The sequence below is a fragment of the Arthrospiribacter ruber genome (assembly GCF_019343195.1).
Taxonomy (GTDB): Bacteria; Bacteroidota; Bacteroidia; order Cytophagales; family Cyclobacteriaceae; genus Arthrospiribacter; species Arthrospiribacter ruber.
Genome location: NZ_RPHB01000003.1, coordinates 454,310 through 479,048 on the forward strand (window position 1 = coordinate 454,310; position 24,739 = coordinate 479,048).

Annotated in this window: 23 protein-coding genes; 15 read left to right on the plus strand and 8 right to left on the minus strand. The window is 40.2% G+C overall.

All coding sequences use genetic code 11. The features are described 5' to 3' along the window. Positions 1–47: 47 nt before the first annotated feature. Genes EGN73_RS07840 through EGN73_RS07850 form a run of 3 tightly spaced genes read right to left on the minus strand, consistent with a single transcriptional unit; the run spans position 48 to position 2,893 of the window. Complete coding sequence (locus EGN73_RS07840; protein WP_219288055.1) at positions 48–464, minus strand: ATP-binding protein; 417 nt, start codon at positions 462–464, stop codon at positions 48–50. After that, on the minus strand, positions 461–799 hold the full coding sequence (locus tag EGN73_RS07845; protein ID WP_219288057.1) for an STAS domain-containing protein: 339 nt from the start codon (positions 797–799) through the stop codon (positions 461–463). Before EGN73_RS07845 ends, EGN73_RS07840 begins: the two co-directional genes overlap by 4 nt. Before the next feature lie 33 nt (positions 800–832). Beyond that, positions 833–2,893 (minus strand): GAF domain-containing SpoIIE family protein phosphatase, encoded by a 2,061-nt coding sequence (locus EGN73_RS07850; RefSeq protein ID WP_219288059.1) that lies wholly within the window; start codon positions 2,891–2,893, stop codon positions 833–835. Between the two features lie 102 nt (positions 2,894–2,995). Here EGN73_RS07850 and EGN73_RS07855 point away from each other — a divergent pair, with 102 nt between their 5' ends. Beyond that, on the plus strand, positions 2,996–3,712 hold the full coding sequence (locus EGN73_RS07855; protein ID WP_219288061.1) for a DUF4197 domain-containing protein: 717 nt from the start codon (positions 2,996–2,998) through the stop codon (positions 3,710–3,712). Here EGN73_RS07855 and EGN73_RS07860 read toward each other — a convergent pair whose 3' ends face one another. After that, a complete protein-coding gene (locus EGN73_RS07860) occupies positions 3,713–4,030 on the minus strand; it encodes a DciA family protein (protein WP_219288063.1) in 318 nt (105 codons plus the stop codon). 18 nt (positions 4,031–4,048) lie between these two features. Next, on the minus strand, positions 4,049–5,176 hold the full coding sequence (gene hemW, locus EGN73_RS07865) for a radical SAM family heme chaperone HemW (RefSeq protein WP_219288065.1): 1,128 nt from the start codon (positions 5,174–5,176) through the stop codon (positions 4,049–4,051). 48 nt (positions 5,177–5,224) lie between these two features. On the opposite strand from hemW, the gene EGN73_RS07870 reads away from it, so the two are divergent. The 8 genes from EGN73_RS07870 (at position 5,225) to porN (ending at position 14,470) form a co-directional block, all read left to right on the plus strand. Continuing rightward, a complete protein-coding gene (locus EGN73_RS07870; protein ID WP_246611505.1) occupies positions 5,225–6,931 on the plus strand; it encodes a BamA/TamA family outer membrane protein in 1,707 nt (568 codons plus the stop codon). Between the two features lie 3 nt (positions 6,932–6,934). Then, positions 6,935–8,050: a DUF4271 domain-containing protein gene (locus EGN73_RS07875; protein WP_219288067.1), complete on the plus strand. Its 1,116-nt coding sequence runs from the start codon at positions 6,935–6,937 to the stop codon at positions 8,048–8,050. Positions 8,051–8,087: 37 nt separating this feature from the next. Next, positions 8,088–8,867, plus strand: coding sequence for a uroporphyrinogen-III synthase (locus EGN73_RS07880; protein ID WP_219288069.1), 780 nt, complete (start codon positions 8,088–8,090; stop codon positions 8,865–8,867). Between the two features lie 66 nt (positions 8,868–8,933). Continuing rightward, complete coding sequence (locus tag EGN73_RS07885; protein ID WP_219288071.1) at positions 8,934–9,911, plus strand: PorP/SprF family type IX secretion system membrane protein; 978 nt, start codon at positions 8,934–8,936, stop codon at positions 9,909–9,911. Positions 9,912–10,028: 117 nt separating this feature from the next. Continuing rightward, complete coding sequence (gene porK, locus EGN73_RS07890) at positions 10,029–11,123, plus strand: T9SS ring complex lipoprotein PorK/GldK (protein WP_219288073.1); 1,095 nt, start codon at positions 10,029–10,031, stop codon at positions 11,121–11,123. 51 nt (positions 11,124–11,174) lie between these two features. Further along, the gene (porL, locus tag EGN73_RS07895) at positions 11,175–11,972 is read left to right on the plus strand and encodes a type IX secretion system motor protein PorL/GldL (RefSeq protein ID WP_219288075.1); all 798 of its coding nucleotides are present in this window, start codon (positions 11,175–11,177) and stop codon (positions 11,970–11,972) included. A gap of 39 nt (positions 11,973–12,011) precedes the next feature. Next, positions 12,012–13,613, plus strand: coding sequence for a type IX secretion system motor protein PorM/GldM (gene porM / locus EGN73_RS07900; RefSeq protein WP_219288077.1), 1,602 nt, complete (start codon positions 12,012–12,014; stop codon positions 13,611–13,613). A gap of 44 nt (positions 13,614–13,657) precedes the next feature. After that, complete coding sequence (gene porN / locus EGN73_RS07905) at positions 13,658–14,470, plus strand: type IX secretion system ring subunit PorN/GldN (protein ID WP_219288079.1); 813 nt, start codon at positions 13,658–13,660, stop codon at positions 14,468–14,470. Between the two features lie 19 nt (positions 14,471–14,489). Here porN and uvrC read toward each other — a convergent pair whose 3' ends face one another. The 3 genes from uvrC to porW form a co-directional block, all read right to left on the minus strand. Further along, entirely contained in the window at positions 14,490–16,295 is a 1,806-nt protein-coding gene (gene uvrC, locus EGN73_RS07910) for an excinuclease ABC subunit UvrC (RefSeq protein WP_219288081.1), read from the minus strand. 63 nt (positions 16,296–16,358) lie between these two features. Then, positions 16,359–18,635 carry a penicillin-binding protein 1A gene (locus tag EGN73_RS07915; protein WP_219288083.1) on the minus strand — a complete coding sequence of 759 codons (2,277 nt, stop codon included), beginning with the start codon at positions 18,633–18,635 and terminating at the stop codon, positions 16,359–16,361. Positions 18,636–18,658: 23 nt separating this feature from the next. Continuing rightward, positions 18,659–21,289, minus strand: coding sequence for a type IX secretion system periplasmic lipoprotein PorW/SprE (gene porW, locus EGN73_RS07920; RefSeq protein WP_219288085.1), 2,631 nt, complete (start codon positions 21,287–21,289; stop codon positions 18,659–18,661). Positions 21,290–21,382: 93 nt separating this feature from the next. On the opposite strand from porW, the gene EGN73_RS07925 reads away from it, so the two are divergent. Genes EGN73_RS07925 through atpE form a run of 6 tightly spaced genes read left to right on the plus strand, consistent with a single transcriptional unit; the run spans position 21,383 to position 24,660 of the window. Then, positions 21,383–22,255: a M23 family metallopeptidase gene (locus EGN73_RS07925; RefSeq protein ID WP_219288087.1), complete on the plus strand. Its 873-nt coding sequence runs from the start codon at positions 21,383–21,385 to the stop codon at positions 22,253–22,255. A gap of 2 nt (positions 22,256–22,257) precedes the next feature. Beyond that, entirely contained in the window at positions 22,258–22,689 is a 432-nt protein-coding gene (locus tag EGN73_RS07930; RefSeq protein ID WP_219288089.1) for a bactofilin family protein, read from the plus strand. Between the two features lie 2 nt (positions 22,690–22,691). Continuing rightward, positions 22,692–22,907 (plus strand): AtpZ/AtpI family protein, encoded by a 216-nt coding sequence (locus EGN73_RS07935; RefSeq protein WP_281422239.1) that lies wholly within the window; start codon positions 22,692–22,694, stop codon positions 22,905–22,907. 28 nt (positions 22,908–22,935) lie between these two features. Next, entirely contained in the window at positions 22,936–23,322 is a 387-nt protein-coding gene (locus EGN73_RS07940; protein ID WP_219288091.1) for a hypothetical protein, read from the plus strand. An 18-nt stretch (positions 23,323–23,340) separates the two neighbouring features. After that, positions 23,341–24,366 (plus strand): F0F1 ATP synthase subunit A, encoded by a 1,026-nt coding sequence (gene atpB / locus EGN73_RS07945; RefSeq protein ID WP_219288093.1) that lies wholly within the window; start codon positions 23,341–23,343, stop codon positions 24,364–24,366. A 39-nt stretch (positions 24,367–24,405) separates the two neighbouring features. Then, positions 24,406–24,660 carry an ATP synthase F0 subunit C gene (gene atpE, locus EGN73_RS07950; protein ID WP_009032918.1) on the plus strand — a complete coding sequence of 85 codons (255 nt, stop codon included), beginning with the start codon at positions 24,406–24,408 and terminating at the stop codon, positions 24,658–24,660. The last annotated feature ends 79 nt before the right edge of the window (positions 24,661–24,739 follow it).

Here is a 24,739-nt window from a genome sequence, read left to right on the forward strand (position 1 = left end):
AATGAAGAATAATGGTCAAATGCCCATAATCAACATTTAATTAACAATTATTTGGATTCGAGATTCTTAAACAGTCTGCAGGTGTTTTTGGTGCCATTGGATTCAAATTCTATTTTATCCATGATCTTTTTGACCAGCATGATGCCCAGCCCACCTTTTCTTTTGGTTTTGAGGACATGGTCAATATTGGGCTCCTGGTATTCCAGTATATTGAAGCCCTGTCCATAATCTTTGATTTCAAAAATGATGGTACCATTTTGCCTGTTGACATCCAGTTCTATAAATTCGGTAGGATTACATTCATGACTGTGAATGATGAGGTTGGCACATACCTCTTCCACAGCAAGGATCACTTGCAGACTATCTATTTCTGACAATGGGGTATGCCTTAGCTTTTCATCTAAAAATTGCCGAAGGTTTACCAATTGGTCTGTATTGCAATATAGCCTAAGCCTTTTCTTCATTTTACTTCTTCTAACGCCTCTTCCTTTGACTTCTTGATATTCATAAGTTTATCCAATCCCAGGATAACAAATACCTGATGCACTTTTTCTTTCAAACCGAATATGATCATTTTGACATTTCTTTCCTGGAAATCTTCAAGGTAGGACATAAAAACCCCCAATCCGGCAGAAGAAATATATTCCAGACCAGAAGCATCTACCAAAATAACAGTGGCACCCTCCTCGGACAATTGCTGGATACTGCTGTCCAATTCTACAGAGTTACTGGCATCTACTTCTCCTTCCAAAAGCAAGATGTCATGGTTATTTTCTTTGATATTTTTGATTTCCAGCATGTCTGAATATACGCTTTAAATGTGGTTTGGTTCTTATTTAAATTTGATCACGACCATAGAGTAATCATCGTCCATAATGGCTGTTTTACCAATGAACTGATATACATCCGAAATGATTTTTTCCTGGATTTGTTTTGGAGAGAGATGACAATAAGATTTGAGTACGGTTTTAAGCCTTTCGTAGCCGAACTCTGTACCGGATTCATTTTTTGCTTCTATGATACCGTCAGTGTAGAGCAACATGACATCACCTTGTTGAAAAACAAAAGTTTTTTCATGAACATAATTGTCAAATAGTCCGGACCTGAGTATTCCAAGCCCCATGCCGTCTATACTTAAATAATCACATTCATTCTGTGCACTCTTGTAATATAGTGTAGGGCAATGACCGGCTCTACTGTACGTGATTGTTTTTTGATCTGTATCAATGATATAAAACGAGGTAGTGATAAAGTGGTTTTTTTCCAGGCATAGGCCCAGAGCGGAATTGGCTTTTTTGATAAATTCTGCCGGACTTGGATTCAACTGTACCAAACTATGGAAGATGCCTTTCATCTGGGACATATTGAAAGCTGCTGAAGTACCTTTCCCTGATACATCACCTATGATTATAGCAAACTTACGGGGACCGAGAGGATAGGTTTCATAATAATCCCCCCCGACTTCATCAGCTGCTACAGAAAATGCCGCGATCTCAAAGGATTTGTCATGATGGAGGGTTTTGGGCAACAAGCTTCTTTGTACCCTCTGCGCAATTTTGAGTTCCTCTTTGTACCTTTCATTTTTGATGGCTTCATTAAGCAGACGGTAGTTTTCCACAGAAATACAGGCTTGGCCTACAAATGTGGAAATAATGTTGACCATTTCTTTGTTGAATCCGTCTTTTACTTCTTTGACAAGGTATAATCTACCTAAGGTTTTTTGGTTGATTACCAGAGGTACTACAAGAGCGGACTTGTAAGGGTTATGTTCTATCCTGCCCTGATAAATTATGTTTTCATTTCCTGTTTTTTCCCAATCAAAATTAGAAAAAGGTTTTAGGGCATTGATGTGGCGGTATAGTTGGTGTGTACTGTCTTTTTCTACAAACCTTTCATGGAGAAAAAAGGACTGACCTTCAGGGTCTTTGATCTCTAGCCATCCGGCATCTGCATACGCTGCACTCATGCTGGAATCGATCAGGATATCCAAAACCTGGTTTTCATTTTGTCCAGGCTTGATAGATTGACTTAGGCGTTGAAAATTAATGGCTTCGATGAGTTTTTGTTCAAACACAGAGGAAGTTGGTAGATTGAACAAAGTCACTAGAAAGCTGAAAAGCGAGTAGAAAAAAACAAAAGAAAACAGACCGATCAGAAATAAATTGTCTGTTAGATTGACTAAAATCAGATCACTTTCACTGTAGCGGAGGATTTGTCCAAACAAATAAGCTGTAGATAAAATGATAATAGCCAGAAAGAGAATCGATTTCCATTTTTCTTTAAAGGTAAGATAAGGTATCCATTTAAGGTTAATGGATAATGAAATGGAAAATACAGTGAGGATAACAAGGCCGAAAAGGAAACTGTAATCCAGGGAATTTTTATTGAAAAAAATAAAGAACATACTGACCAAAAGCAGAATTTCGAACAACTGCCATTGCTTTACCACGTTTTTGGATTTTTGGTACAATATAAGGTGCTTCCAGAGCAGGCTGCACGAAATCAAAAAGAGCGTGATCAGGGCAAAGTTGACATGATAAAAGAAATTCTTGAGCAAAAGGTCGCTGGCAAGTTTGGATTCTCCCAAAAGGGAATAAAAGAAACCTATCAAAATGGATACCCCTGATGCGACCAATCCTGTGGAAGCTCCCCTCCAAATGAGATTGAGGAAATCATTGTCCTCACTTTTGGAAATGGTATAATTATAGAATAAATATACAGTGATAAAAAAAATGATCTCCAGAACAAAGGAAACATCAGGTGAAACACCGGATTCCATCTGGTTGATAATGCCAAAAATCCTTGTAATGTCTACAAAAAGCAATGCCAGCCAGGTCAAGATAGCGACCAATAAGCTTACTTTTCCGATATTTGGATTCGGGAGTTTGATCATTTAAAAGAATGATTCGCAATAATACCAAAACTAACTTAATTTACCTGATGGCGTTTATACCACGGGTTCTAAATATTTGTTAATATCTAAAAAAAAAACTTTATGCGCATTGGATTATCGATTTCAATATTGTTTTGTCTTCTTCTTTTAGGATGTTCTTCTTCCGATATCAATAGGCTATTGCAAGCAGCGGGAGGTTCTGCTCCACTCACCCAGCAGGAAGTTTCGCAGGGATTGAAAGAGGCATTGATCCAAGGAATCAGCAAGGGTGCCGATAAAGCATCTGAGACTGATGGCTTTTTCCGAAATGATATGATCCGGATTCTTCTCCCGGAGGACGCCAGAAGAGTGGAAAACACCTTGAGGCAAATGGGGCTGGGTTCGGAAGTGGACAGGGCTTTGCTGGCCATCAACAGAGGTGCGGAAAATGCAGCCAAAGAAGCAAAGCCGATTTTTATCAACGCCATTAGACAACTGACCATTCAGGATGCATTCAACCTGCTACAAGGCAATCAGGATGCTGCCACTTCTTTTTTGAGAAGAACCACTGAAAGCCAACTGATAGAATTGTTCCAGCCCAGAATAGAGGAATCTCTCAATCAAGTAGGCGCTACTAGATTTTACGGTGACATTGCCAATACCTATAATGCCATACCTCTTACAAATAGACGAATAGACCCGGATCTCAATGCCTATGTTACCGAAAAAGCAATAGACGGGCTGTTTTTACTGATTGCAGAAGAAGAAAAAAGTATACGGGAAAATCCACTGGAAAGAACTTCTGCCCTCATGAGAAGGGTATTTGCAGCACAGGATTGATCAGAGAAAGACGACTTCTTCAATGACGTTTTTTCCGAACTTTTCATGGATGATCTGGAGTACTTTGGATCTGTTCATGGAAAGTTCTTTTTTGATAGGTCCTGAAGATATCTTTACAAATAGTTTCTTGTTTTTGATGTACAAAGAGTCGGTCCTGGAGGCCACTGTTTTTCCCATCAGTTCCGGCCAGGACTGAATAAGGTGTTTTTCTTCAAATGTATCCTTGAGTTTGTAAGCCTGAAGCAATTCCTCAAATGCCTCCTTTAAAGGTGCAGCCTCTTTTTTCCTCGCGCTATAATCCCTGTACTTTTCCTGCATGTTTCAAAAGTAATACATTCAAGCGACAAATAAGGATGCGGCAATACCATCTGCGAGAAATCTTCCCTTTTTCTTCAAAACAATCTTTTCCCGGTCTACTGAAATCAATCCTTGGTTATCCAGTTCTTTCAAAACCGAACCTTGCAATTCCAGAAGGTCCACCTTAAAGGCAGACTTGACATAGCTTAAGTCTATTCCCCAAATCGTCCTCAAAGAAGTGAGTATGTATTCATTACAGATATCCAATCCTTCGAGATTTTCGATTTCAAAAGGGCTTAAACCGGATTTCAGTTTTTTGATATAGACGGGGTTATTGGCAATATTGGAGCCCCTTAATTTACCATCATAGGAATGTGCTCCAGGCCCTACGCCTAGGTAAGGCTTGTTTTTCCAGTAGTTGGAATTGTGGAGGGAAAAATGGTTTTCTTTTCCAAAGTTGGAAATTTCATATTGTATATAGCCTGTGTCAGTACATCGCTCCATGAGGGTTTCAAACTGCTCTGCTACAAAATCTTCATCTGCTTCTAGAAATTTGCCTTTTTCCTTCCAGTTCCCCAGGGCAGTCTTTGGTTCTACAGTAAGGGCATAGCTGCTGATATGCCCAGGATCGAGCCTAAGTGCTGTTTCCAAATCCCTATTCCAAATGCTGTGGTCCGGATGCGGGAATCCATAAATAAGGTCAATGGAAAGTTTGTCAAATCCGGCAGATTTGGCCAAATCTATTGCTTTTAGCGATTCTTGGGCATTGTGGGCACGGTTATAAAACTCCAGGACTTTCTGGTCAAAGCTTTGAATTCCGATACTCAGCCTATTAAAGCCCATGGCTTTCCAATCAAGAAGCTTTTGGGGATTAAGATCGTCAGGATTAGCTTCTAAGGTAAGTTCTTGGATTTTGGTATCGAAATTTTTGTGAATACTGCCCAGAATTTTATCCAGATCCACAGATGATAAAATAGAAGGAGTACCGCCTCCGAAATAGACGGTTTCTATCTCAGGATCTGATGATAGGAAGTTTTTTCTGGATTCCAGTTCCAGACATATTGTGTCCACCATTTCCTCCCTAAGCCGCAGATTGGTGCTAAAATGAAAATCGCAATAGTGACAAGCCTGTTTACAAAAAGGGATATGGATATAGATGCCGGACAATTTTTATACTTTTAGCCCACAAAGATAAAAGAAACCAGAGAGCTTGCTTTGAAAATTTTATTTACCACCATATTGCTGCTCATTCAATTCAACCTGCTGGCTCAGGATAGGCTGTGGGTTAAATATCAGGTTAGTGGTGATCTGTCCAGGCAAGACACACTGACATTGGGCAGCGAGCATGAGTTGGAGCAGTTCCAAGCGGAGCTTTTGGGAGAATTGCATCAAATGGGTTTCCTTATTCCCCAGCTTGCCAAAGAAGCTGTAGGCAAGGACTCTACCATATTATTTATACAAACCGGCAAGAAATATGAGTGGTACCAACTGAACCAAGGGAATTTAGAAGATGCGCTCTTGGTCAAGGCTGGGGTGGACGCCCGCTTGTTTGCCAAAAGGCAATTTAATTATTCGGAGTTAAGCCGGGTTTTTGAAAGGGTCTTGGATGTTTCCGAAAATGAAGGTTTTCCTTTTGCTTCTGTAAAACTTGAAAATGTCACTGAAGAGGATCAGAAAATAGCAGCAGAACTTTTTTATGAGTCTGGACCATTCATCAGTTTTGACACTCTTAAAGTAACAGGCAATTCCAAGATCAATGAAAAATTTCTTTCCAAATACCTTCAGATCATGCCTGCTACTCCTTTTTCCCAAAAGAAAATCGACAATAGCATAAGGCAGATCAATGCGTTGCCTTATCTGCGCTGGGCAGGAGAGCCGGAGCTGAGCTTTCAAAACGAAGAGGCTACGCTATACCTGCCACTCGATGACCGTAAAATCAACTCTATCGATGGGATCATCGGTTTTCTTCCCAATGAACTCGAGGGTAGCGGACTATTGATCACTGGGCAATTTGATCTGCTATTGTACAATGTGGCAGGCCGGGGGCGAAACTATGAGCTGCACTGGCAAAGGTTCAACCAGTTTTCCCAGAGTTTACAGGTGTCTGCTTTAGAACCTTTGGTGTTGGGATCCAATCTGGATGTTCAGGCCTCTTTTTCTTTGCTAAAAGAGGACAGTACTTTTCTCAATCGGGATTTCAGATTGGATTTTGGATACAGGCTGGAAAGAGGAGGTTATCTTCGGTTTTTCACCAGACGTCAAGCGGGGGACTTATTGGGGGTGACTGAAAACATTAGGTTTCCGGAGGTGGGTGATTTTCGGTTCAACAATTATGGACTTGGATTCGAAAAGTCCTGGTTGGACGATATTTTTTTTCCGAGGAGAGGCACTTTTGGGAAGTTGGAGTTTGCCATTGGCAACAAAAACATCCTTTTGAATACTGCTTTGCCAGCTGAACTGTATGAGGATTTGGATCTCAGGAGTTTGCAATATTATGTTCAGGGCTCATTGGAAAAGTACATTTATAAAAATATCAATTGGGGTCTGTACAGCAGGCTTACCGGTGGGTTGATGGAAAACCCTAACCTTTTTGTCAATGACCTTTACAGACTCGGGGGGCTCCGAAGTATACGTGGCTTCAATGAAAACTTCTTTTTTGCCAATAATTATGTATATTTTAATTTCGAGCCTAGGTATTACTTTGATACCTATTCATATTTTATGATTTTTGCGGATGTGGGAAGGCTTGAAAACAGGGTACAGGATTTGCCTGTGGATTTTCCTTATGCGTTAGGATTGGGATTTAGTCTGGAGACCGGTAATGGTATTTTCAATTTTATTTACGCATTAGGCGGATCCAATGCTCAGGATTTTGCGCTCAACCTTTCCAAAATACATTTCGGCTACACCGGTAGATTTTAAATTATGATAAAAAAGTACTCCTTATTAGCAATACTGGTATTTTTCAATTTTTACACTCAGGCTTTTTCCCAAGTCATTGAAAACTATGATTCCAGACTTTTTGAAAATCAGGAGAAAGGTTTGCTGAAACTTAACTATACTTCCCAAGTAACCTTGGATCTAGGTAATTTTCCTCAGAGTAGTATGCGCTTTGCTGTGCCGGGCGGAACTTCTGTCTTCATGAATGACAAGTTGTGGTTTTATGCTGAAGGGGATACAGTGGTAATAGAGCGCGTACAGGATTTGAAGGATTTTTTTGGAATTAAAAGCAATACAGATGTAGAATTTATAGCACTCTCGGCGGTCAACCGCCTTTCGGATCTTTCAGTAAAAAAGGGGTATTTCGATCAGTTGGCTACTGAGGATATACCAAATGACACAGATGTATTGGACCTTGGAAAAAGGAAATCCAGTTCTTTTGGAGATTTTTACCTAAGTGGTTTGGTGATCATTTTGTTTTTGGTGGCTATATTCAAATTGATATTTCCTGTAGTGTTGAAGTTTTTTATTTCACCAAAGACGCTGGTGACCGGGGAGGATTTTTCGGAGGCGGGGATATTCCAGAAGTTTTTTTCCATCGATGTGATATTTTATCTTTTGATGTTGAGCCTTTTGTTGATGTTGAATATTTCATTGGCGGCCTATGTGATGGAAGTTCCTATCTATACAAAAGTTACTGCTGGAGGGCTTAATAGTCTATTTTTTTACTGGATACTCGGTGCGGCTGCCATTGTTTTACTTTTTATATTGAAATTTATTTTTCTAAAAAGTATGGTAGCAGTTTTTGATTTAGGCAAATATGAGTTCAGTCATTTCTTCTATTTATTGAGGCTGCTTTCCTTGTCTTTGTTCATGGTGACTTTGATTGTGACCTATTTTTTTATTAATGACCAATCGCTTATTTTAGAGGTAGTTAGGAGTATGTCATGGGTGTTTTTTTGGGTGTATTTGGTAGGTATAGCATATTTATTTATAATTCTTGTAAATAGGGTTCCCTTTAAAAATTACCATTTATTTGCTTACATTTGCACCGCAGAACTGATTCCATTTCTCGTTATAGCCAAATTGATAATGGGTTGATCAGTGATTAAAAAATTTTAAGGAGAAGATTAAGAACATGAGTAAAGTTACCAAAGACAGACTTAATCCGGTAAAAAGCATTTTGGTTTCCCAGCCAAAGCCTAGCGATCCAAATTCACCCTATTTCCAGTTAGCTGAAAAATACAATCTAAAAATTGACTTCAGGCAATTTATAGAAGTGCAGGCAGTATCGGTTAAGGATTTCAGAAAGCAGAAGATTGATATCCTTAAGCATACTGCAGTTATTTTTACAAGCAGAAATGCTATAGACCACTTCTTTACTATATGCAAAGAATTGAAAATAGAAATGCCTGCTGACATGAAGTATTTCTGTATTTCGGATCAGACAGCCCACTATTTGCAAAAATATATTGTAATCAGAAAAAGGAAGCTTTTTGTGGGTCAAAAAACAGCATCTGATTTATTTGATTATTTCAAGAAGCACAAAGGAGAGAAATACCTTTTTCCGTGTTCAGACATCAGAAAAGATGAAATACCCAATTATCTGACCAAATCCAATATTGAATTTACCGAGGCTATCATTTATCATACTGTTGCTGCGGATCTTTCAGACCTTAGGGATATCAAGTATGATGTTTTGGCTTTTTTTAGTCCATCCGGTATCAAATCCCTGAAGCAGAACTTCCCTGATTTCAAGCAAAATGAAACCAGAATAGCAGCTTTTGGACCAACTACCGCTCAGGAAGTTAGAGATCAGGAATTGATTTTGGACATTGAAGCCCCTATGCCAAACGCTCCCAGTATGACCGGCGCATTGGAACTTTACATAAAAAAGGCAAATAATTTAGGAGATTGATAATCTTTTATGGTCTTTTTCAGTTTTAATGTGTAGAATAGGGTTGTCATTAAGAACTTCATTTGCATGATAGAGCTGAGATTTTCTAAGGTTGTCTTCGTAACATTAGTTTTTTGCGGGATATTTTCGGTTTCAAGGGTATCTGCTCAGCAAGATCCCCAGTTTACCCAATACATGTATAATGGGTTGTTTTACAATCCTGCTTTTGCCGGAAAAGAATCCGGATACAGGTTTGCTGCTTTGCACAGGACCCAATGGATGAACTACCAGGGTACAGGCGGTTCGGCTCCGGTGACCCAATTGATTACAGCAAGTGGCAGATTAGAGGATTATAACCTTGGCTATGGTATTTCCTTTATCAATGACAATATCGGAGCCACCAACAATCAGGAAATAAATTTATCCCTCGCCTATCACAGAAATCTTAGGAGAGGGATTTTAAGTATAGGGGCTTCCGGAGGGGTTTTTTCCAGTACTTTAAAATATGATGAGCTTGTCACTATAATCCCAGATCCTAACCTACCTGCTGATGGTAGGGAAACCCAGATCAATTTTAATGTAGGTTTTGGAGCCATTTACGATCGGGGCAATTATTATGTGGGTTTAAGTAGTAGACACCTTAACCAGCCCAGTTTTGATTTCGGTGTGGATGAGCCTGGGTTTGACAATCAACTCAAAAACCACAGTTATTTGACTTTTGGTTACAGGATCAAGACTTTTGCGATGTGGGAATTTGAGCCAAGTTTTTTATTAAAAACAGTTTCATTTAATAATTTTTCATATGACCTGAGCGTTATAGCGACACATAATCAAAAAATAAGTGGAGGTTTGGCCTTTCGCGGTGAAGAATCGGTATCATTATTGTTAGGCTACAGCATCTTGAGAGACAATTCACTTAGAATAGGTTACGCGTTCGACCTGGTGGTCGGAGGACTGGAAGCCAAATCACCTACGAGTCACGAGTTTATGTTGACTTACAATTTGGTACCGGTCAGTAGGGAATTTGAGAGAGTGATCCAAAGGACGCCAAGATTTAGGTTTTAAAAATATTATAGGAAAAATGACAATTAGCTTGTGTAATTCTTATATTTTCCTTTAAATTTCGCTTTCGTAGACAAACAATTATGTGCAGTTATCTACATAACTTAATAAGTGTATTTTATGTATAATAAAATGAATTCTCGGATTTTCCCCCTTATTACGGCCGTTTTATTGGCTGGTATCTTGCAGGGATGCGGCCTGTTTGGAAAGAGGGGAAGTGCAAGTGAAAAAGACAACAGAAGAGGGGAGGTAACAGGCGTTCCCAAAAGGGCCAACTGGCAACAGAATCTTCCTGTTGATATGGTTGCTATCAAAGCGGGTACTTTTTGGATGGGCCAGGCAGATGAAGATATTGCACATACTCAGTCGTCTTTCAACAAGCAGATTACTATATCTGAATTTTATATGGACAAATACGAGGTGTCCAATAATAAATACAGACAGTTTTTGGAAGCAGTAAGGTTAGGAGAATACGATTATGGTACCCCTACCACTTTGAAAGAGCCACCTTCATTTAACCTTGATGAAGTTTTGCCTGATACTACAGTTTGGTCTACGAGTTTTTCTTATCACTATGGTGATCCGTTAATGGAATTTTACTTTGATCATCCCGCATTTGATAACTATCCTGTAGTCGGAATCAGTTGGGATCAAGCCCAAATGTATTGCGAATGGAGAACCTACCACATGAGGGCCAATGATAGGTCCGACTTTGACATGCCAGCATTTAGACTTCCTTCAGAAGCGGAATGGGAGTATGCTGCCAAAGGTGGTAAAGATGTAGCAAAATATCCTTGGGGAGGCCCATACATCAAAAACAAAAGAGGTTGTCTTATGGCCAATTTCAAGCCAGGTAGAGGTAACTATATAGATGACGGATTTGCCTACACTGCACCGGTCGATGTGTTTGCTCCGAATGGATTTGGACTTTACAACATGTCAGGTAATGTTGCCGAATGGGTTTTGGATGCTTACAATCCTGTAGCGAGTGCTATCACTTGGGATCTGGATCCTGTATATGATGATCCAAACGAAAAGAGAAAAATCATACGTGGAGGTTCTTGGAAAGATATCGCCCATTATCTGGAGACCAGTACCAGGACATACGAATACCAAGATGTAAAAGCTGCACACATTGGCTTTAGGACAGCAATGACGTTTATAGGTAGATCAGGATCTATGGATGTCAACAACAACAGAAGAAGAAGAAGATAAACTAAACACACAATTCAATAATTATCACTTAATCGCTCACGTCTAATTAAAATGGCAAAGAACAATTCATTCAAATACAAATTTTATGGCGATATCATGCCTAAAATTTATGGTATCGGTGCTTCTATCGTAATCTTGGGTGCGATGTTTAAAATTCTTGACTGGCAGGGAGCCAGCTTGATGATTGGAGTCGGCCTTACCACAGAAGCTCTGATTTTTTTCCTTTCTGCATTTGAACCAAAACAAGAAGAAATCGACTGGACGAAAGTATATCCAGAATTGGCTGGTGAGGAACCTACTTTAAAGAAGCCGGCTAAAGCAAATGTCAATGATGGAATTTCCCAAAAATTTGACGAAATGCTGACCAATGCTAAAATTGGCCCTGAACTGTTTGACAGTTTGGGAAAAGGAATTCAAAACCTTGCTTCCTCTGCTGAAAAGATGGGTAAAATCTCTGATGCAGCCCTAGCTACCAATGAATATGCAGATAATGTAAAGTCTGCTTCTAAAACTTTGGTAGACATCAACCAATCTTATGGAAAAACTGCAGCTGCTCTTACTGAACTGTCGTCTGCATCAGAAGATGCGAAAGCATATCATGGCCAAGTGTTGGAAGTAACTAAAAATCTTTCAGCCCTAAATAATGTGTATGAAATGGAGCTTCAGGATGCCCAAAGCCATTTGAAAACATTGAACAAATTCTATTCTAATGTCACTTCTGCTATGGAAGGTCTAGCTGAGGCCGGAAAAGAGACAGAAGCATTCAAGAATGAATTGGCCAAATTGAACCAAAACGTAAGTTCTTTGAATAAAATCTATGGCGGTATGCTAACAGCCATGAAAGGTTAAGCCAAATCAATAAAATGTTTAATCTTTTAGAATTGTAAAATGGCAGGAGCTAAAGAGACACCTAGACAGCGGATGATTGGTATGATGTACCTGGTATTGACAGCGCTGCTGGCCTTACAGGTAAGTAACCAAATCCTTCAGAAGTTTGTATTGTTGAATGATGGACTGGAAAGAACGTCAAGAAACTTTATAGAAAAAAATGAATTTACCGTTTCCTCTATCGCTAACACAGTAGAACAACAAGGAAACAATGAAAGGGATGTGCCTAAAGTGGCGGCAGCCCAAGAAGTAAGAAAAGCGAGTGCGGAAGTTTACAGCTACCTCGAAGGTCTTAAGCAGGAGTTGATCACTGAATCAAATGCTAAGGATGATCAAGGAATGTATAAAACCTCCGCATTGAAAAATGTTGATGTTCCCGGTCAAATCTTTAACAATCAGAGAAAGGGATTTGAAATGCAGGACAGGTTGAATGCTTATCCAGATGAAATTTCAAGTATCCTCGCCTCTATAGGGATAGAGCTGCAGTTTGGTGATATTGCCAAAGATGCCAAGGACATAGAGATTTTCAAAAATGATTCGGAAGCCAGAAACAAGAACTTTGTGAATCTTAATTTTGTGAAATCGCCTGTTGGTGCAGTAATGGCTTTGATATCCCAATACCAAAACGAGGTACTTAATATTGAAGGTGAGGCACTTTCAGCCATTACAGGATCCATTGGTACTTTCTACTTCAAATCAGATGTATTTAAAGCGAGTGTTGCTGCAAATTCCAATGTAGTGGCTGCCGGTACCAAGTTTGAAGGTAACCTGTTCATCGCATCTTCATCATCATCTGCACAACCCAAAATGGCAGTAAATGGCCGTGAAGTTCCTGTAGTAGATGGATTCGGTGAAATCAGCTTTACAGTACCTCCGGCAAGTCAATATGATGACAGAGGATTGGCAAGACAGGTATTGAAAGGTGAAATTACCGTAAATATCGCAGGAAAGGATTCTGTATTGAACGTGGACTATGAATACTTCGTAGCACAGCCGGTTATCAGAGTGACTTCAGAAGTAGTGAATCAGCTTTATGCGGATTGCGCCAATGACCTTATGATTGATGTACCTGCGCTAGGTAACAACTATGCTCCTGATTTCTCTATCACGAATGGAAATATCATCAAAGGACAAAGACCAGGACAGGTTACTGTAATACCAGGTGCTTCTGGTAAGGTTACCATTGGTGTAAGTAGTGGTGGAAATAAAATCGGTAACGTGGATTATGATATCAAGCCGGTTCCAGCGCCTACTATAAGAGCTTTCGATGGTAGAGGTCAAATCGATGTCAGCGTTGCATATCCTGCACCAGGTCCAGCTTCATTAGCTGTGAGAGCAGTACCAGAGCCTACTTTCGCCAGAACCATGGCCAGAGATTCCAACTTTGAAGTAACAGGTGGTGAAGTCATCTTACTTAGAAATGAAGTCCCTAGAGAGAGGGTAGCGATATCAGGAGAAAATGTGGCCATAAGGAATTTATTGGCTGCTGCAAGAAGTGGAGATAACTTGGTGATCAGGGTTACGGAAGTGACTAGGACCAACTTCAGGGGCAATAAGATTAGAAATAACCAACCTGAAGTTATCAGGATTGCAATTAAATAAAACCTTTCTCGTTGTTATGACGGGATCACTAAATAGACTTAGCTATGAAACTAAAAGCTAAACTTATCGGGATGTTTACGCTAATCGGAGTTTTCTTCGGTTTGGAGGCCTTTGCTCAAGGTGCCACAAGTGTAAGTCCCTCCAACAATGGAGACAGAAAGTTTCAAATGGATACGGTGTATTCTGCCAGACCTATGCGGGAAGATGATAAAATGTATCAAATTGCCGTCTGGAGAAGAATCGACCTTCGTGAGAAATACAATATTCCTTTGTATGGTTCAGGAGATACCAAAAACAATGGTATCATCAACAACATTTACAAAGCCATTGTTGAGGATAATGCTTTTGAAGTTTTTGCTGATGATGAATTCAAGAACCCGTTGTCAATTGCTGAGTTTCAGGAAAACTTCTGGATTTCAGCTATAGGAGACAGCATCTTTGTAAAGCAGCTTTATTATCTGGATTTCAAAGAAGATTTTATTTTCGATAAACATCATTCTCAAGCTAAGTTTGATATCAAATACATCGAATTGGTGATGCCTTCCCCAACTAATGCCAATGCTGGTCAAAAGACAATAGGCTTTATAAGGTATAAGGACTTCTATAACCATTTCAAGGATCATCCTGATGCAAAGTGGTTGAATTTCCAGAATACCTCAAAAAATCTGACTTATGATCAGGCCTTTGACCTTAGGTTGTTTAGGGCTATAGTCAGGAGATATACCAACTCTGATGAAGCATTGATAGCGGATAAGGTAAATCCTGATAATCCGAATGCGGAACTGCAAGCCTTCCTGGATGCTTTGGAATTTGAGTACAAATTGCTCGAATATGAAAACGGACTCTGGGAGTGGTAAAAAATAAAAAAAGCGGGTATTACCCGCTTTTTTCTTTTTCCAGCCATTCCAGCAATTTTTGCGTTCTTGACTCTCCCAACAATTCCAAAAGTTCCTCCTTGCTGGCTTCCTTAATTTTTTTGATTGATTTAAAGTGCTTCAAAAGTTTTTCAGCTGTTTGTTTACCTATTCCTTCTATTTTTGTCAATTCTGTGCCAAAGGCTTTTTTGCTTCTGACATTTCGGTGAAAGGTAATGGCGAACCTGTGTGCCTCATCCCTTATTCTTTGTAGTAGTCTCAGTGACTCGGATTTTTTGTCTATATGCAAAGGAAATTGATCTTCCGGAAAGTAAATTTCTTCCAGTCGCTTTGCGATTCCTATAATGGGGATCTGACCATAAATATTCAATGTTTTCAAAGCTTCTACAGCAGAGGACAACTGTCCTTTTCCACCATCAATTACTATCAGTTTTGGAAGAGGTTTTTCCTCCTCCAGGAGTCTTGCATACCTTCTTCCTACCACTTCAGTCATACTGGCAAAGTCATTTGGTCCTTCTACCGTTTTGATATGATAATGTCTGTATTCCTTAACTGCAGGCTTGCCATTTAGAAAACAGACCATGCTGGCTACCGGATTGGTTCCTTGTATGTTGGAGTTGTCAAAGCATTCGATATGGTCCGGCATATCCTTAAGGGAAAGGTCAGATTGAAGTTGTTTGAGCACCCTGAATTTCTTGTCTTTTACTTCACCTGATGCCAGGAGTTTTTCCTGCTTGTAGTACTTGGCATTTTTGAGAGAGAGGTCTATGAGTTTCTTTTTGTCTCCGATTTTAGGGACTGTGACGTTGAGTCCCTCAAATTCCTCTTCCAGTTGGATATTAGCAATTACTTCATCCGCATCACTGTGAAATTGATCCCTCAACCGAATGATGGCTGTCAATAACAATTCAGCTTCTGTTTCATCTAATTTCTTTTTGAGCTCTACTGTCTTGGTGATGATCACGGAGCCGTTAATGATTTTAAGGTAATTGACATAGGCACATTTTTCATCGCTCACAATTCCAAAAACATCCAAATCCTTGATATTGGGATTTGCAATCAGCGACTTTGATTGGTACTTCTCTAGAAGATCAAGTTTTAGTTTGAAGTAATGGGCCCGCTCAAAGGCCAGGTTTTCTGCTGATTCCTGCATCTTTTCCTTAAAAAAGTTTTTGGCCATAGCGAGATTGCCTTTGAGGATATGTTTGGCCTGTTCGATATCTTTGAGATACTCCTCCTCCTTTTGAAGACCTTCACAAGGTCCGAGGCAATTGCCGATATGGTACTCCAGACACACTTTATACTTACCTTCTGCTACTTTTTCAGGGCTAAGATCCAACCTACAAGTCCTTACTGTGAACACCGATCTGATCAATTCCAAAACATTGTTCATAGCCTTTACGGAGGCAAAAGGTCCATAGTAAGTACCTTTTCCGGGCAGCATTTTTCTGGTAGGATATATTTGAGGGAAATGCTCGTCAGTGAGCAAAAGGTAAGGGTAGGTTTTGTCATCCCTCAAGAGGATGTTGTACTTGGGCTGATTTTGTTTGATCAGGTTATTTTCCAGTAGCAGCGCATCAAATTCCGAATTGACTATGGCAATCTCAATGTTGTTGATTTCTTTGACCATTCTTCTGGTCTTGTGATTGAGCCCCGTTGCCTTCACAAAATAAGAAGCAACACGTTTTTTTAGGCTTTTTGCTTTGCCTACGTATATCAATTCTGAACTGCTGTTATAATATTTGTATACTCCCGGAAGATCGGGTAGGTTGTGATATTCATCGAGGGTGTAAAACGAAGCCTGCATAAGACAAAAATATAAAAAAAGAGCCCCTAAAGTAGGGGCTGTCCAATAAGCTAATGGTTAATTTTAGAAATCATCCCTTCTGGGATCAAAGTCAAAGTCACTAAAACGGTTGCTTTCCATTTCGTATCTGTCACAATCTATCTCAATGCTTAATGGCCTTTCGGGTCTAGGGAAAGGACCTTTGGTAATACCAAGGCTCTGATCAGCATATACTTTTGCCATATACTTTACCCATATAGGCCTTGCCGTCTGTCCACCCTGACCACTGATCCAGCTTCTGAAGTGGATGGCACGGTCATCTCCACCGACCCATACTCCTGAAACAAGGTCTTTACTCATTCCCATATACCATCCATCAGAGGCATTTTGTGTGGTTCCCGTTTTACCGCCCAGCTCATTGCCTTCGTCTCTTAGGGCCCAAGGTACCCCCTGGCTGGTTCCTCTTGATTCTTCAAAGCCCCCCCTCATCATGTAAAGCATAAGATAGGCATGCTCTTCACTCATCGCAGGTTTTTTCTTTGGTGTAAATTGCTGAAGCACATTGCCATTCTTGTCTTCAATTCTATCAATGTAGAAAGGAACAATATGTTCACCTTTATTGACAAAAGTCCCCATGGCACCGACCAGTTCATATATAGAAACATCGCTGGTACCTAGAGCCAGGGCCGGAACCTCTTCCAGATCACTTGTGATGCCTATTCTGTGGGCTGTTTCCACCACCACCCTTGGACTTAGCTTTTTCATCATATAAGCAGTCACAGAGTTGATGGATTGTGCCATAGCCCTTCTGATAGTCATTTTTTCGTAAGAAAATTTGCCGTCAGCATTCTTAGGAGTCCAAGAAGGCTGACCAGGTATATTTACTTCAATAGGCTGATCTATTACGGTGTAGCATGGGCTGTATCCGTTTTCTATGGCAGCAGCATACACAAATGGCTTGAATGTAGATCCAGGCTGTCTTCTTCCCTGTTTTACATGGTCATACTTAAAATGCTTATGGTTGACACCTCCCACCCAAGCCTTGATGTGGCCAGTATGAGGGTCCATAGACATAAATCCTGTCTGCAAATGTTTCTTATAATGCCTTAGAGAGTCCATCGTGCTCATTAGGGTGTCTATTTCACCCTTTTCCCACGAGAATACTTTCATTCTTTTCTTTTCTTCCAGCTTAATGTTGATAGAATCGGAGTCTGCACCATATCTCCGGACCAAGTTCCTATATGCTTCGGTTCTTTTGACAGCAGTTTGGAGGAAATTAGGAATCACCCTTCCGGTATTGTCTATCCAGGGATCTCTACTGCCCATTTCGGCCTCAAATTTTTTCTGAAGCTCTTTCATATGTTCAGCTACAGCTTCTTCAGCATAGCGTTGCATACGGCTGTCAATGGTTGTGAAAATCCGTAGTCCATCACCGAATAGGTCATAACTGGTACCGTCAGGTTTGAGGTTTTCTTTGGTCCATTTGATCAGATCGGCTTTGAGAGCTTCTCGGAAATAGGTTGCCAAACCCTGATTTTGGTTTTCTACCTTGTAGTCCAGTTCGATCGGAAGCTGCACAAGGGAATCTCTTTCAGATTTGCTGATGAAATCGTACTTCTCCATCTGATAAAGCACCGTATTTCTCCTTCTGAGTGAGTTTTCCGGATTAAACACCGGGCTGTAGTAGGTAGGTGCTTTAAATAGGCCTACCAATGTGGCAGATTCCTGCACATTCAGTTCGTTGGGAGACTTGTTGAAGAATGTTTTGGAAGCAGTTTTTATACCGTATGCATTGCTTCCAAATTCAGAAGTATTGAGGTACATGGTGAGGATTTCATTTTTGGTGTAGGACCTCTCCAATTTGGCAGCTACTATCCATTCTTTGGTTTTGATCACCAACATTCTCAGGCCGGGAACTCTGCTAAGCACTCCCTGTGATTCCAGGTTTCTGGTTTTGAAAAGGTTTTTGGCAGTCTGCTGGCTCAGGGTACTTCCTCCACCGGCAGATTGTCTTAAGATCAGGGATTTGAACAATACCCTTCCCATACTCTGAAGGTCGATACCGGAGTGCTCTTCAAATCGAACATCTTCTGTTGCGACTAAGGCTTTTACCAGATTAGGAGAAAGCTCATTGTAGGTTACAGGGCTCCTGTTTTCTCTAAAGTAATTGCCCAAGAGTACCCCATCAGCGGAATACAACTCCGAAGCAAGTTCTGACTGAGGGTTTTCTAAGGCTTTGAAATCGGGGAGTTCCCCAAATAGTCCAAGGAAATTGACACTGACTCCCCAGATGAATAGAATGAACCCAATGAAACCGGCAGCGAAGCCGATCCAAATGATTCTGATAATTTTCTTGGTCATTACTGAATTACTGATAAAGCGTTTTAATAAGCCTTTTTATAAAATTGGCGGTATTCGTTAAGATTTTTTCGTTTGTTCAATTCCTGGAAGTTTTCAATCGAAATCAGGAATGCTTTCTCTTTGTCATCCTGATCAAGGGAACTTGACTTGAAATCTTCCATGAACTTGTCCCTATAGGCCAATGCCCTTTCGGCATTGTTGAACGGACTAATGATGAAAATGGATTCTTCCCTGCTCAAATTCATGTTTCCTGTCCTGAGCCTTGATCCGCTAAAGTTTGCTGAGTGGAATGATTCCAGGTCACCTAGCAGATTTTTGGCATTTTTTGCCTTGTCAGGATCCAAAGCGATGACAAATATATGGGTTTGGTTAGGATTTTCTCGGTAAGGTGAATCTTCTTCTCCCTCATCACTGTCCTCTTCTGATTCTTTATCTTCGGAGGACTCACTTTCGGAATCCTCTGTATCCTTTTCCGTTTGGGCCTCTGCCAGACTTTGCTCTCCGGTCAATGCTTTCAGCATATTTCTTGCCATTTTTACCAACGCCGCATCTTCTGTGGTCTGTATGTAATTTTCCAGCCGGGATTTATACCTTTCTGTGTCGTCTATTTTGCCGGAAACCATGATGTCTAGGAGCATCAGCTTCTCTGTATTTTTGGTAAGAGGGTAATTTTCAAGTGTATTGCGTACCCTATTACGGGCTTCTTGGTACTGACGGTTATAGTACAGATCATAAGCTTCTTTGTAATTTCTGGAGGATTCCAAAAAAGCCTGATTTCCTGTCATGGCCCCGGGATTATTCACAGAATAAGTATATGGAGAGTCTGGAAATTCCCTATTGAGTCTTTGGGTATATAAGGCTTCATTACCACCAAGTTCTTTTGTGGTCAAATAGAGTATATAATAGGCTTCTGCTTTTTTGTTTGAATTTGGGTAGGAAGTAATCAGGTTTTCCAGATAATCTTTGGCTATCAATGGTTCTTTGAAATCGAAAAACATCAATTTGCCCAGTTCAAAATAAGCTTCTTCCAGTTGTAGCTTTAGGCCATTTATCTGTTCTTCTGTTTTGGGAATCTTGGCAAGAAGAGATTCTTTATCAGGAAGGTCTGCAAATATATTGACTTCTTCTTCAGTTCCTTCTTCAGCGATCGGCTCCTCCTCCATTTCGTCTACCCCTGCACCAGATTGGAAACTCTGCACATTTCTTCTCCAGTTGTCCTCCAAAGGCCGTCCTCCCCAGTTCCTATAAAAATCTATATTGCCCTGCTGCATGGCTACAGCATTGTCAAAGTAAAATGACTGTCCTGATCCCCTACCACCAAAGGCAAGAAGGTTGTCAAAAATACTGCTGCTGGCTTTTTGGTTTTCCTTTGCCTCAGCTTCGCGGATCAACCTGGCCTCCTCTTGAGCGATAAACTGTTCCGCTACCAATTCCTGTTCCTCAGGACTCAATTGAGCAAGTCTGATCAAACTGTCATTGTTGTTGATGATGTCATAATGAGTGACATAATCATCAAAAATGGGTTTTTTGGCCATGATTTCCACATAAGATTTATGAGAAGGCCTGAAGTTGGCAATAGCAGAGTCCAAATAAAATTTAGTAGCCCTGAAGTCCTTTTTGATGTCAAAGCTTATTTCTGAAAGTTTTTGGTAGATATAGCCTTTTTGAATCTCATTCTGACCTTCTTCCTTGGCAGCTCTGATCAGTAATGTTTCTGCTTCCTCCAGTTCATCCTGCTTGAGTTCGAATAGGGCTTTTTCAAAAAGGATCACATCCCTCAAATCTCTGTTTTTACTGTCCTTGTATAAGTCATCATAGAAGCTTCTTACTCTTTTGACATCTTTACTTTTGTTGATTTCTGCCACTTGCTGTGCAAAGAGCTGGGAGAAAAAGCTTCTTTCGTAAGGAGGGTTGCCTTTGTTGGCTTCCAGATAGTAGCTATATGCGAGGGCGTCCAGTTCTTCTCTTTGATAAAGCTGGGCCAAAATAAAATTCAACCTGGACCGCTCATCCCGATCTTTGGTATAATCAAGGGCTTTATCCAATGCACCTATTTTGCCATTGACATCCTCTCTGGTTTCATAGTAATAAGCCAAAGTTTTATAAAGCAAAAACCTGTTTTCCTTATTAATTCGGGATTCTTTGGACAAGAAGTCTATCACATAGGTTGCATCATCATAATTTCTCAGGTCGATGAATTGCTTCAACAGCTGAATCAAAGCCCTATGACGGATATTTCTTTTTTTACTGTTTACATTTAGGTATCTAAAAGTATTGGAAGCATCGTCAAATTTGGCTTCATAGTAATCTGCCATTCCCAGAAGAAGGTAATTATCATCCACCCATTTGGATATCCTGTGCCATTCGATGGCTTTGGAAGAAAAATCCCTCACCTCGGTCAGTAACTCCTCGTTTTGCTCAATGGTGGCACTGTCTATGGGGAAGAAAACCGGCAAGACCTGAGAGTAATCTTCTTTGTGGTTTTTTTCGATTTCTTCTTCCAGCTTCAGAATATTGTTGTAGGCATAAAAATAAGCGTTGTACCTTGAGGTAGTATTGTGGTACATCCTGTTGGTAAAGGTGTTTTTAGTAGATGAACAGGCCAATGTCAAGAGGACAATTACTAAAAGATATAAGTGTTGTGATTTATTCATTTGGAAGATAAAGATCCAAAATAAGGGATTTGCTTACAAAATAATAAACGCTTTCAGTTATTATTATATTTTCGTTGTCCTTAAATACATGTAATGAAGTACAAACTCCAAAAAATCTTCAGATCAAAATTTCTTTTTGTCGTAAGAAAAGAGGAAGATTTTTCCGTGCTTACTTCTTTCAGTATTACAGCCTCCAAGGCCTTGTCGATTCTAGTTTTGTTTTTAATCCTGAGTTTTGGATTTTCTCTAATTCTCTCCAAAACAGTACTTAGTGCTTGGTTTGACCCCTCTTATTCTGCCAGTGAGAGTTCGGAATTGTTTGTACAGTTGTCGGACAGGGTAGATTCAATGGCTTTGGAACTTGCCCGGCGTGATGCCTATGTGCAGAATATCAGGAGAGTAATATCGGGTGATGATTTGGATGAGGAGAATGTAGAAAGCCGAATTGATACTCTCGCAGGGGAGCCAGGCCGTCAGAGACCAGAATCGGAAAGGTTTCAGCCAAGTACCGGGACCCAGTCCATTATTGATGAAATGATAGGGTTACCATTGGAGGGGAACCTTCCTGGCCGCAATACTGCCACTTTTATGACAAGTACCTATTTTTTCACACCGATAAAAGGTGTGGTGATTTCAGGATTTGATCCTCAGCAGGATCATTTTGGTGTGGATATTGTGTCAAAGGAAAATGAGGCAGTAAAATCTATTTTGGATGGAACAGTGATTTTCAATTCATGGACACTCGAAACCGGTCATGTAGTGGCAGTTCAGCATTCAAACGAGTTGATTTCCATTTATAAACATAATTCGGTAATATTGAAAAAGGTTGGAGATGTAGTACGTAGCGGAGAGATCATTTCCATTATCGGAAATACCGGAGAACTCAGCACGGGTCCACATCTTCACTTTGAGCTTTGGTTTCAGGGCTCACCGCTCAATCCTCAAGAATTTATTTCCTTTGATTAGTTATGTTCAGTAAACCAGAAGAAAAAAAATCAGTGGTAGACATGGTAAATTCCAGCAATGTGATTTCTAGTGAAACACACATCACAGGTGATATTAAAGCCAAGGGCAATATCAGAATAGAAGGTACGGTAGAAGGAATGGTAAATTCCACCGCCAAGGTCGAGATAGGTAGCGCTTCCACTATCAAGGGGAATATCAATTCCGTAGAAGCCGAAATCTCAGGAAAAGTGGAAGGAGAGGTCATTTGCAAGGAATTGCTTTTCCTCAAAAGAACTGCGGTTATCAATGGCAATATCACCACGCAAAAGCTGGTTGTGGAAAACGGCGCTGTATTCAACGGGAAATGTCAGATGACTTCCAACTCCCTTACAGTTTCCAAATCAGACGACAAGGAAGGGTCGGGCTTGGATAAGAAACAATTTGCAGCGAGCTGATCTTGCATACTTTTCTTAAATATGTAGGACTTTCCTTTCAGATGTGTGCTGTCATCGGACTAGGGACCTATTTGGGCTGGTATGTACAGCAGCAGAGCCAGATGAAATTCCCTCTTTGGCTTCTTCTATTTTCATTTCTTTCTGTTCTGGCTTCATTTTATCACCTGTACTCTATGATGAAAAAGGACGAAAAAAACGAGGAGCCAAAGAAAAAGTGATAGCTTTGCAGGCTTATAATTAATCAGCATGCAGGCAATCAAAATCCTAACATTCAGGCTATTCCTATTATCACTGCTTTTGGCAGGTTTGATTTATGTATTGGAGTACTTTCTAGATCCCGTTTGGATCCATGAAAAAGTCTGGATCATTCTTTCGTTTTTTGTAGTTTTGACCTGGCTTACAGGAATTTTTTCTCATTATTTATTGAGCATTAGCAAAGAAAATTCCGTTAATATTTTATTGGGTGCTATAGGTATCCGTTTATTGGCAAGTATAGGTTTTGTAGCGATCATGCTTGCCTTGAAAGTCGAAAATATTATTTGGTTTGTAGTCAATTTCTTTATCATTTATTTCTTTTACTTATTGTTTGATATATACGGGGTAATAGCTAATTTGCGCCCGAATTCGAAATAGGTTCTAAAAAATCATTTAATGGTCCGTAAATTTCTTTACCTAAGTGTTTTATTATCAGTCTTTTGGATTGGATTTTCAAATGTGGCTGTAGCATCAGGAGATGAAGATGATAAAACAGGGTTTATCATGCACCACGTAAAGGACTCCCATGAATGGCACTTTGCGACTTTTGGGCATACCCATGTGACACTTCCTTTGCCTGTGATCATTTATTCTTCTGACAGAGGTTTGGAAATTTACAAATCTTCGCAGTTTCAGAATCCCGAAACCCATCTTTTTGGAGAGGATTATGCGCACAATGGATATTTCATTGATGAACATGACCATTTGCAATCCGTAGACGGTAGGTCATTTGTGGACTTGTCCATCACCAAAAATGTAGCCATGCTTTTTATTGTTTTGGCAGTTGTATTGTGGATAATTTTGTCTGCGGCAAGTCACTATAAGAAAAGCCCAGGTACAGCTCCTAAAGGCGCGGCTTCTTTTATTGAGCCAATTGTAGTTTTTGTAAGGGATGAAATCGCCCTCCCAAATATCGGTCACCATAAATACAAGAATTTTACGCCGTATTTGCTGACGATCTTCTTTTTCATCTGGTTTGGTAATTTGCTTGGTTTGTTTCCAGGTGCTGCCAACCTTACAGGGAATATTGCTGTGACTGCTGTTTTAGCGATTTTCACACTGTTCGTTACCAATCTGAATGGCAATAAAGACTATTGGAAGCATATATTTGCAACACCAGGTGTGCCTAAGGCATTGTTGCCAATACTTGTCCCTGTAGAAATTTTAGGAGCTTTTATTACGAAGCCTGCAGCTCTTATGATTCGTCTCTTCGTGGCGATTACGGCGGGTCACATTGTGATTTTGAGTTTCATCGGATTGATATTCGTATTTGAATCTTATGCTGTAGGATTGGCAAGTACGATCATGGTAGTGTTTATCAATGTTATTGAGTTATTGGTAGCTACCATCCAGGCTTATGTATTTACGCTTTTCTCTGCCATGTATATTGGTCAGGCGGTAGCGGAGCATGAGCACCATTAATTAGTAATTTCTTTGTTCAATTTATAAAACCTAACAAGTATGTTAACTTCAATCTTATTAACTGCCGGTTTCGCACTAATGGGTGCTGGTATCGGTGCCGGAATTGTAGCGATAGGCGCAGGTCTGGGTATCGGTAGAATCGGTGGTCAAGCAATGGAGGGCATCGCTCGTCAGCCAGAAGCAGCTGGAAAAATCCAAACTGCTATGTTGATCATCGCTGCTCTTATTGAGGTGGTTTCCCTATTTGCGGTAGTAGTATGTCTACTTATTGCATTGGGCGATTACACTTTCTAAGACAAAGAACTGGGATTGGCGCTAGGCCAATCCCTTTTATTACAATTGGACAAATATTGATACTAAGTTAAATAACACA

Excerpts from the sequence above, each read along its gene's own strand:
- atpB (WP_219288093.1), top strand. The coding sequence starts at position 23,341 with ATGGTCCGTAAATTTCTTTACCTAAGTGTTTTATTATCAGTCTTTTGG.
- atpE (WP_009032918.1), top strand. The coding sequence starts at position 24,406 with ATGTTAACTTCAATCTTATTAACTGCCGGTTTCGCACTAATGGGTGCT.
- EGN73_RS07880 (WP_219288069.1), top strand. The coding sequence starts at position 8,088 with ATGAGTAAAGTTACCAAAGACAGACTTAATCCGGTAAAAAGCATTTTG.
- EGN73_RS07875 (WP_219288067.1), top strand. The coding sequence starts at position 6,935 with ATGATAAAAAAGTACTCCTTATTAGCAATACTGGTATTTTTCAATTTT.
- EGN73_RS07885 (WP_219288071.1), top strand. The coding sequence starts at position 8,934 with ATGATAGAGCTGAGATTTTCTAAGGTTGTCTTCGTAACATTAGTTTTT.
- EGN73_RS07850 (WP_219288059.1), bottom strand. The coding sequence starts at position 2,893 with ATGATCAAACTCCCGAATCCAAATATCGGAAAAGTAAGCTTATTGGTC.
- EGN73_RS07840 (WP_219288055.1), bottom strand. The coding sequence starts at position 464 with ATGAAGAAAAGGCTTAGGCTATATTGCAATACAGACCAATTGGTAAAC.
- EGN73_RS07860 (WP_219288063.1), bottom strand. The coding sequence starts at position 4,030 with ATGCAGGAAAAGTACAGGGATTATAGCGCGAGGAAAAAAGAGGCTGCA.
- EGN73_RS07925 (WP_219288087.1), top strand. The coding sequence starts at position 21,383 with ATGAAGTACAAACTCCAAAAAATCTTCAGATCAAAATTTCTTTTTGTC.
- porW (WP_219288085.1), bottom strand. The coding sequence starts at position 21,289 with ATGAATAAATCACAACACTTATATCTTTTAGTAATTGTCCTCTTGACA.
- porL (WP_219288075.1), top strand. The coding sequence starts at position 11,175 with ATGGCAAAGAACAATTCATTCAAATACAAATTTTATGGCGATATCATG.
- EGN73_RS07915 (WP_219288083.1), bottom strand. The coding sequence starts at position 18,635 with ATGACCAAGAAAATTATCAGAATCATTTGGATCGGCTTCGCTGCCGGT.
- porM (WP_219288077.1), top strand. The coding sequence starts at position 12,012 with ATGGCAGGAGCTAAAGAGACACCTAGACAGCGGATGATTGGTATGATG.
- EGN73_RS07845 (WP_219288057.1), bottom strand. The coding sequence starts at position 799 with ATGCTGGAAATCAAAAATATCAAAGAAAATAACCATGACATCTTGCTT.
- EGN73_RS07940 (WP_219288091.1), top strand. The coding sequence starts at position 22,936 with ATGCAGGCAATCAAAATCCTAACATTCAGGCTATTCCTATTATCACTG.
- porN (WP_219288079.1), top strand. The coding sequence starts at position 13,658 with ATGAAACTAAAAGCTAAACTTATCGGGATGTTTACGCTAATCGGAGTT.
- porK (WP_219288073.1), top strand. The coding sequence starts at position 10,029 with ATGTATAATAAAATGAATTCTCGGATTTTCCCCCTTATTACGGCCGTT.
- uvrC (WP_219288081.1), bottom strand. The coding sequence starts at position 16,295 with ATGCAGGCTTCGTTTTACACCCTCGATGAATATCACAACCTACCCGAT.
- EGN73_RS07855 (WP_219288061.1), top strand. The coding sequence starts at position 2,996 with ATGCGCATTGGATTATCGATTTCAATATTGTTTTGTCTTCTTCTTTTA.
- EGN73_RS07930 (WP_219288089.1), top strand. The coding sequence starts at position 22,258 with ATGTTCAGTAAACCAGAAGAAAAAAAATCAGTGGTAGACATGGTAAAT.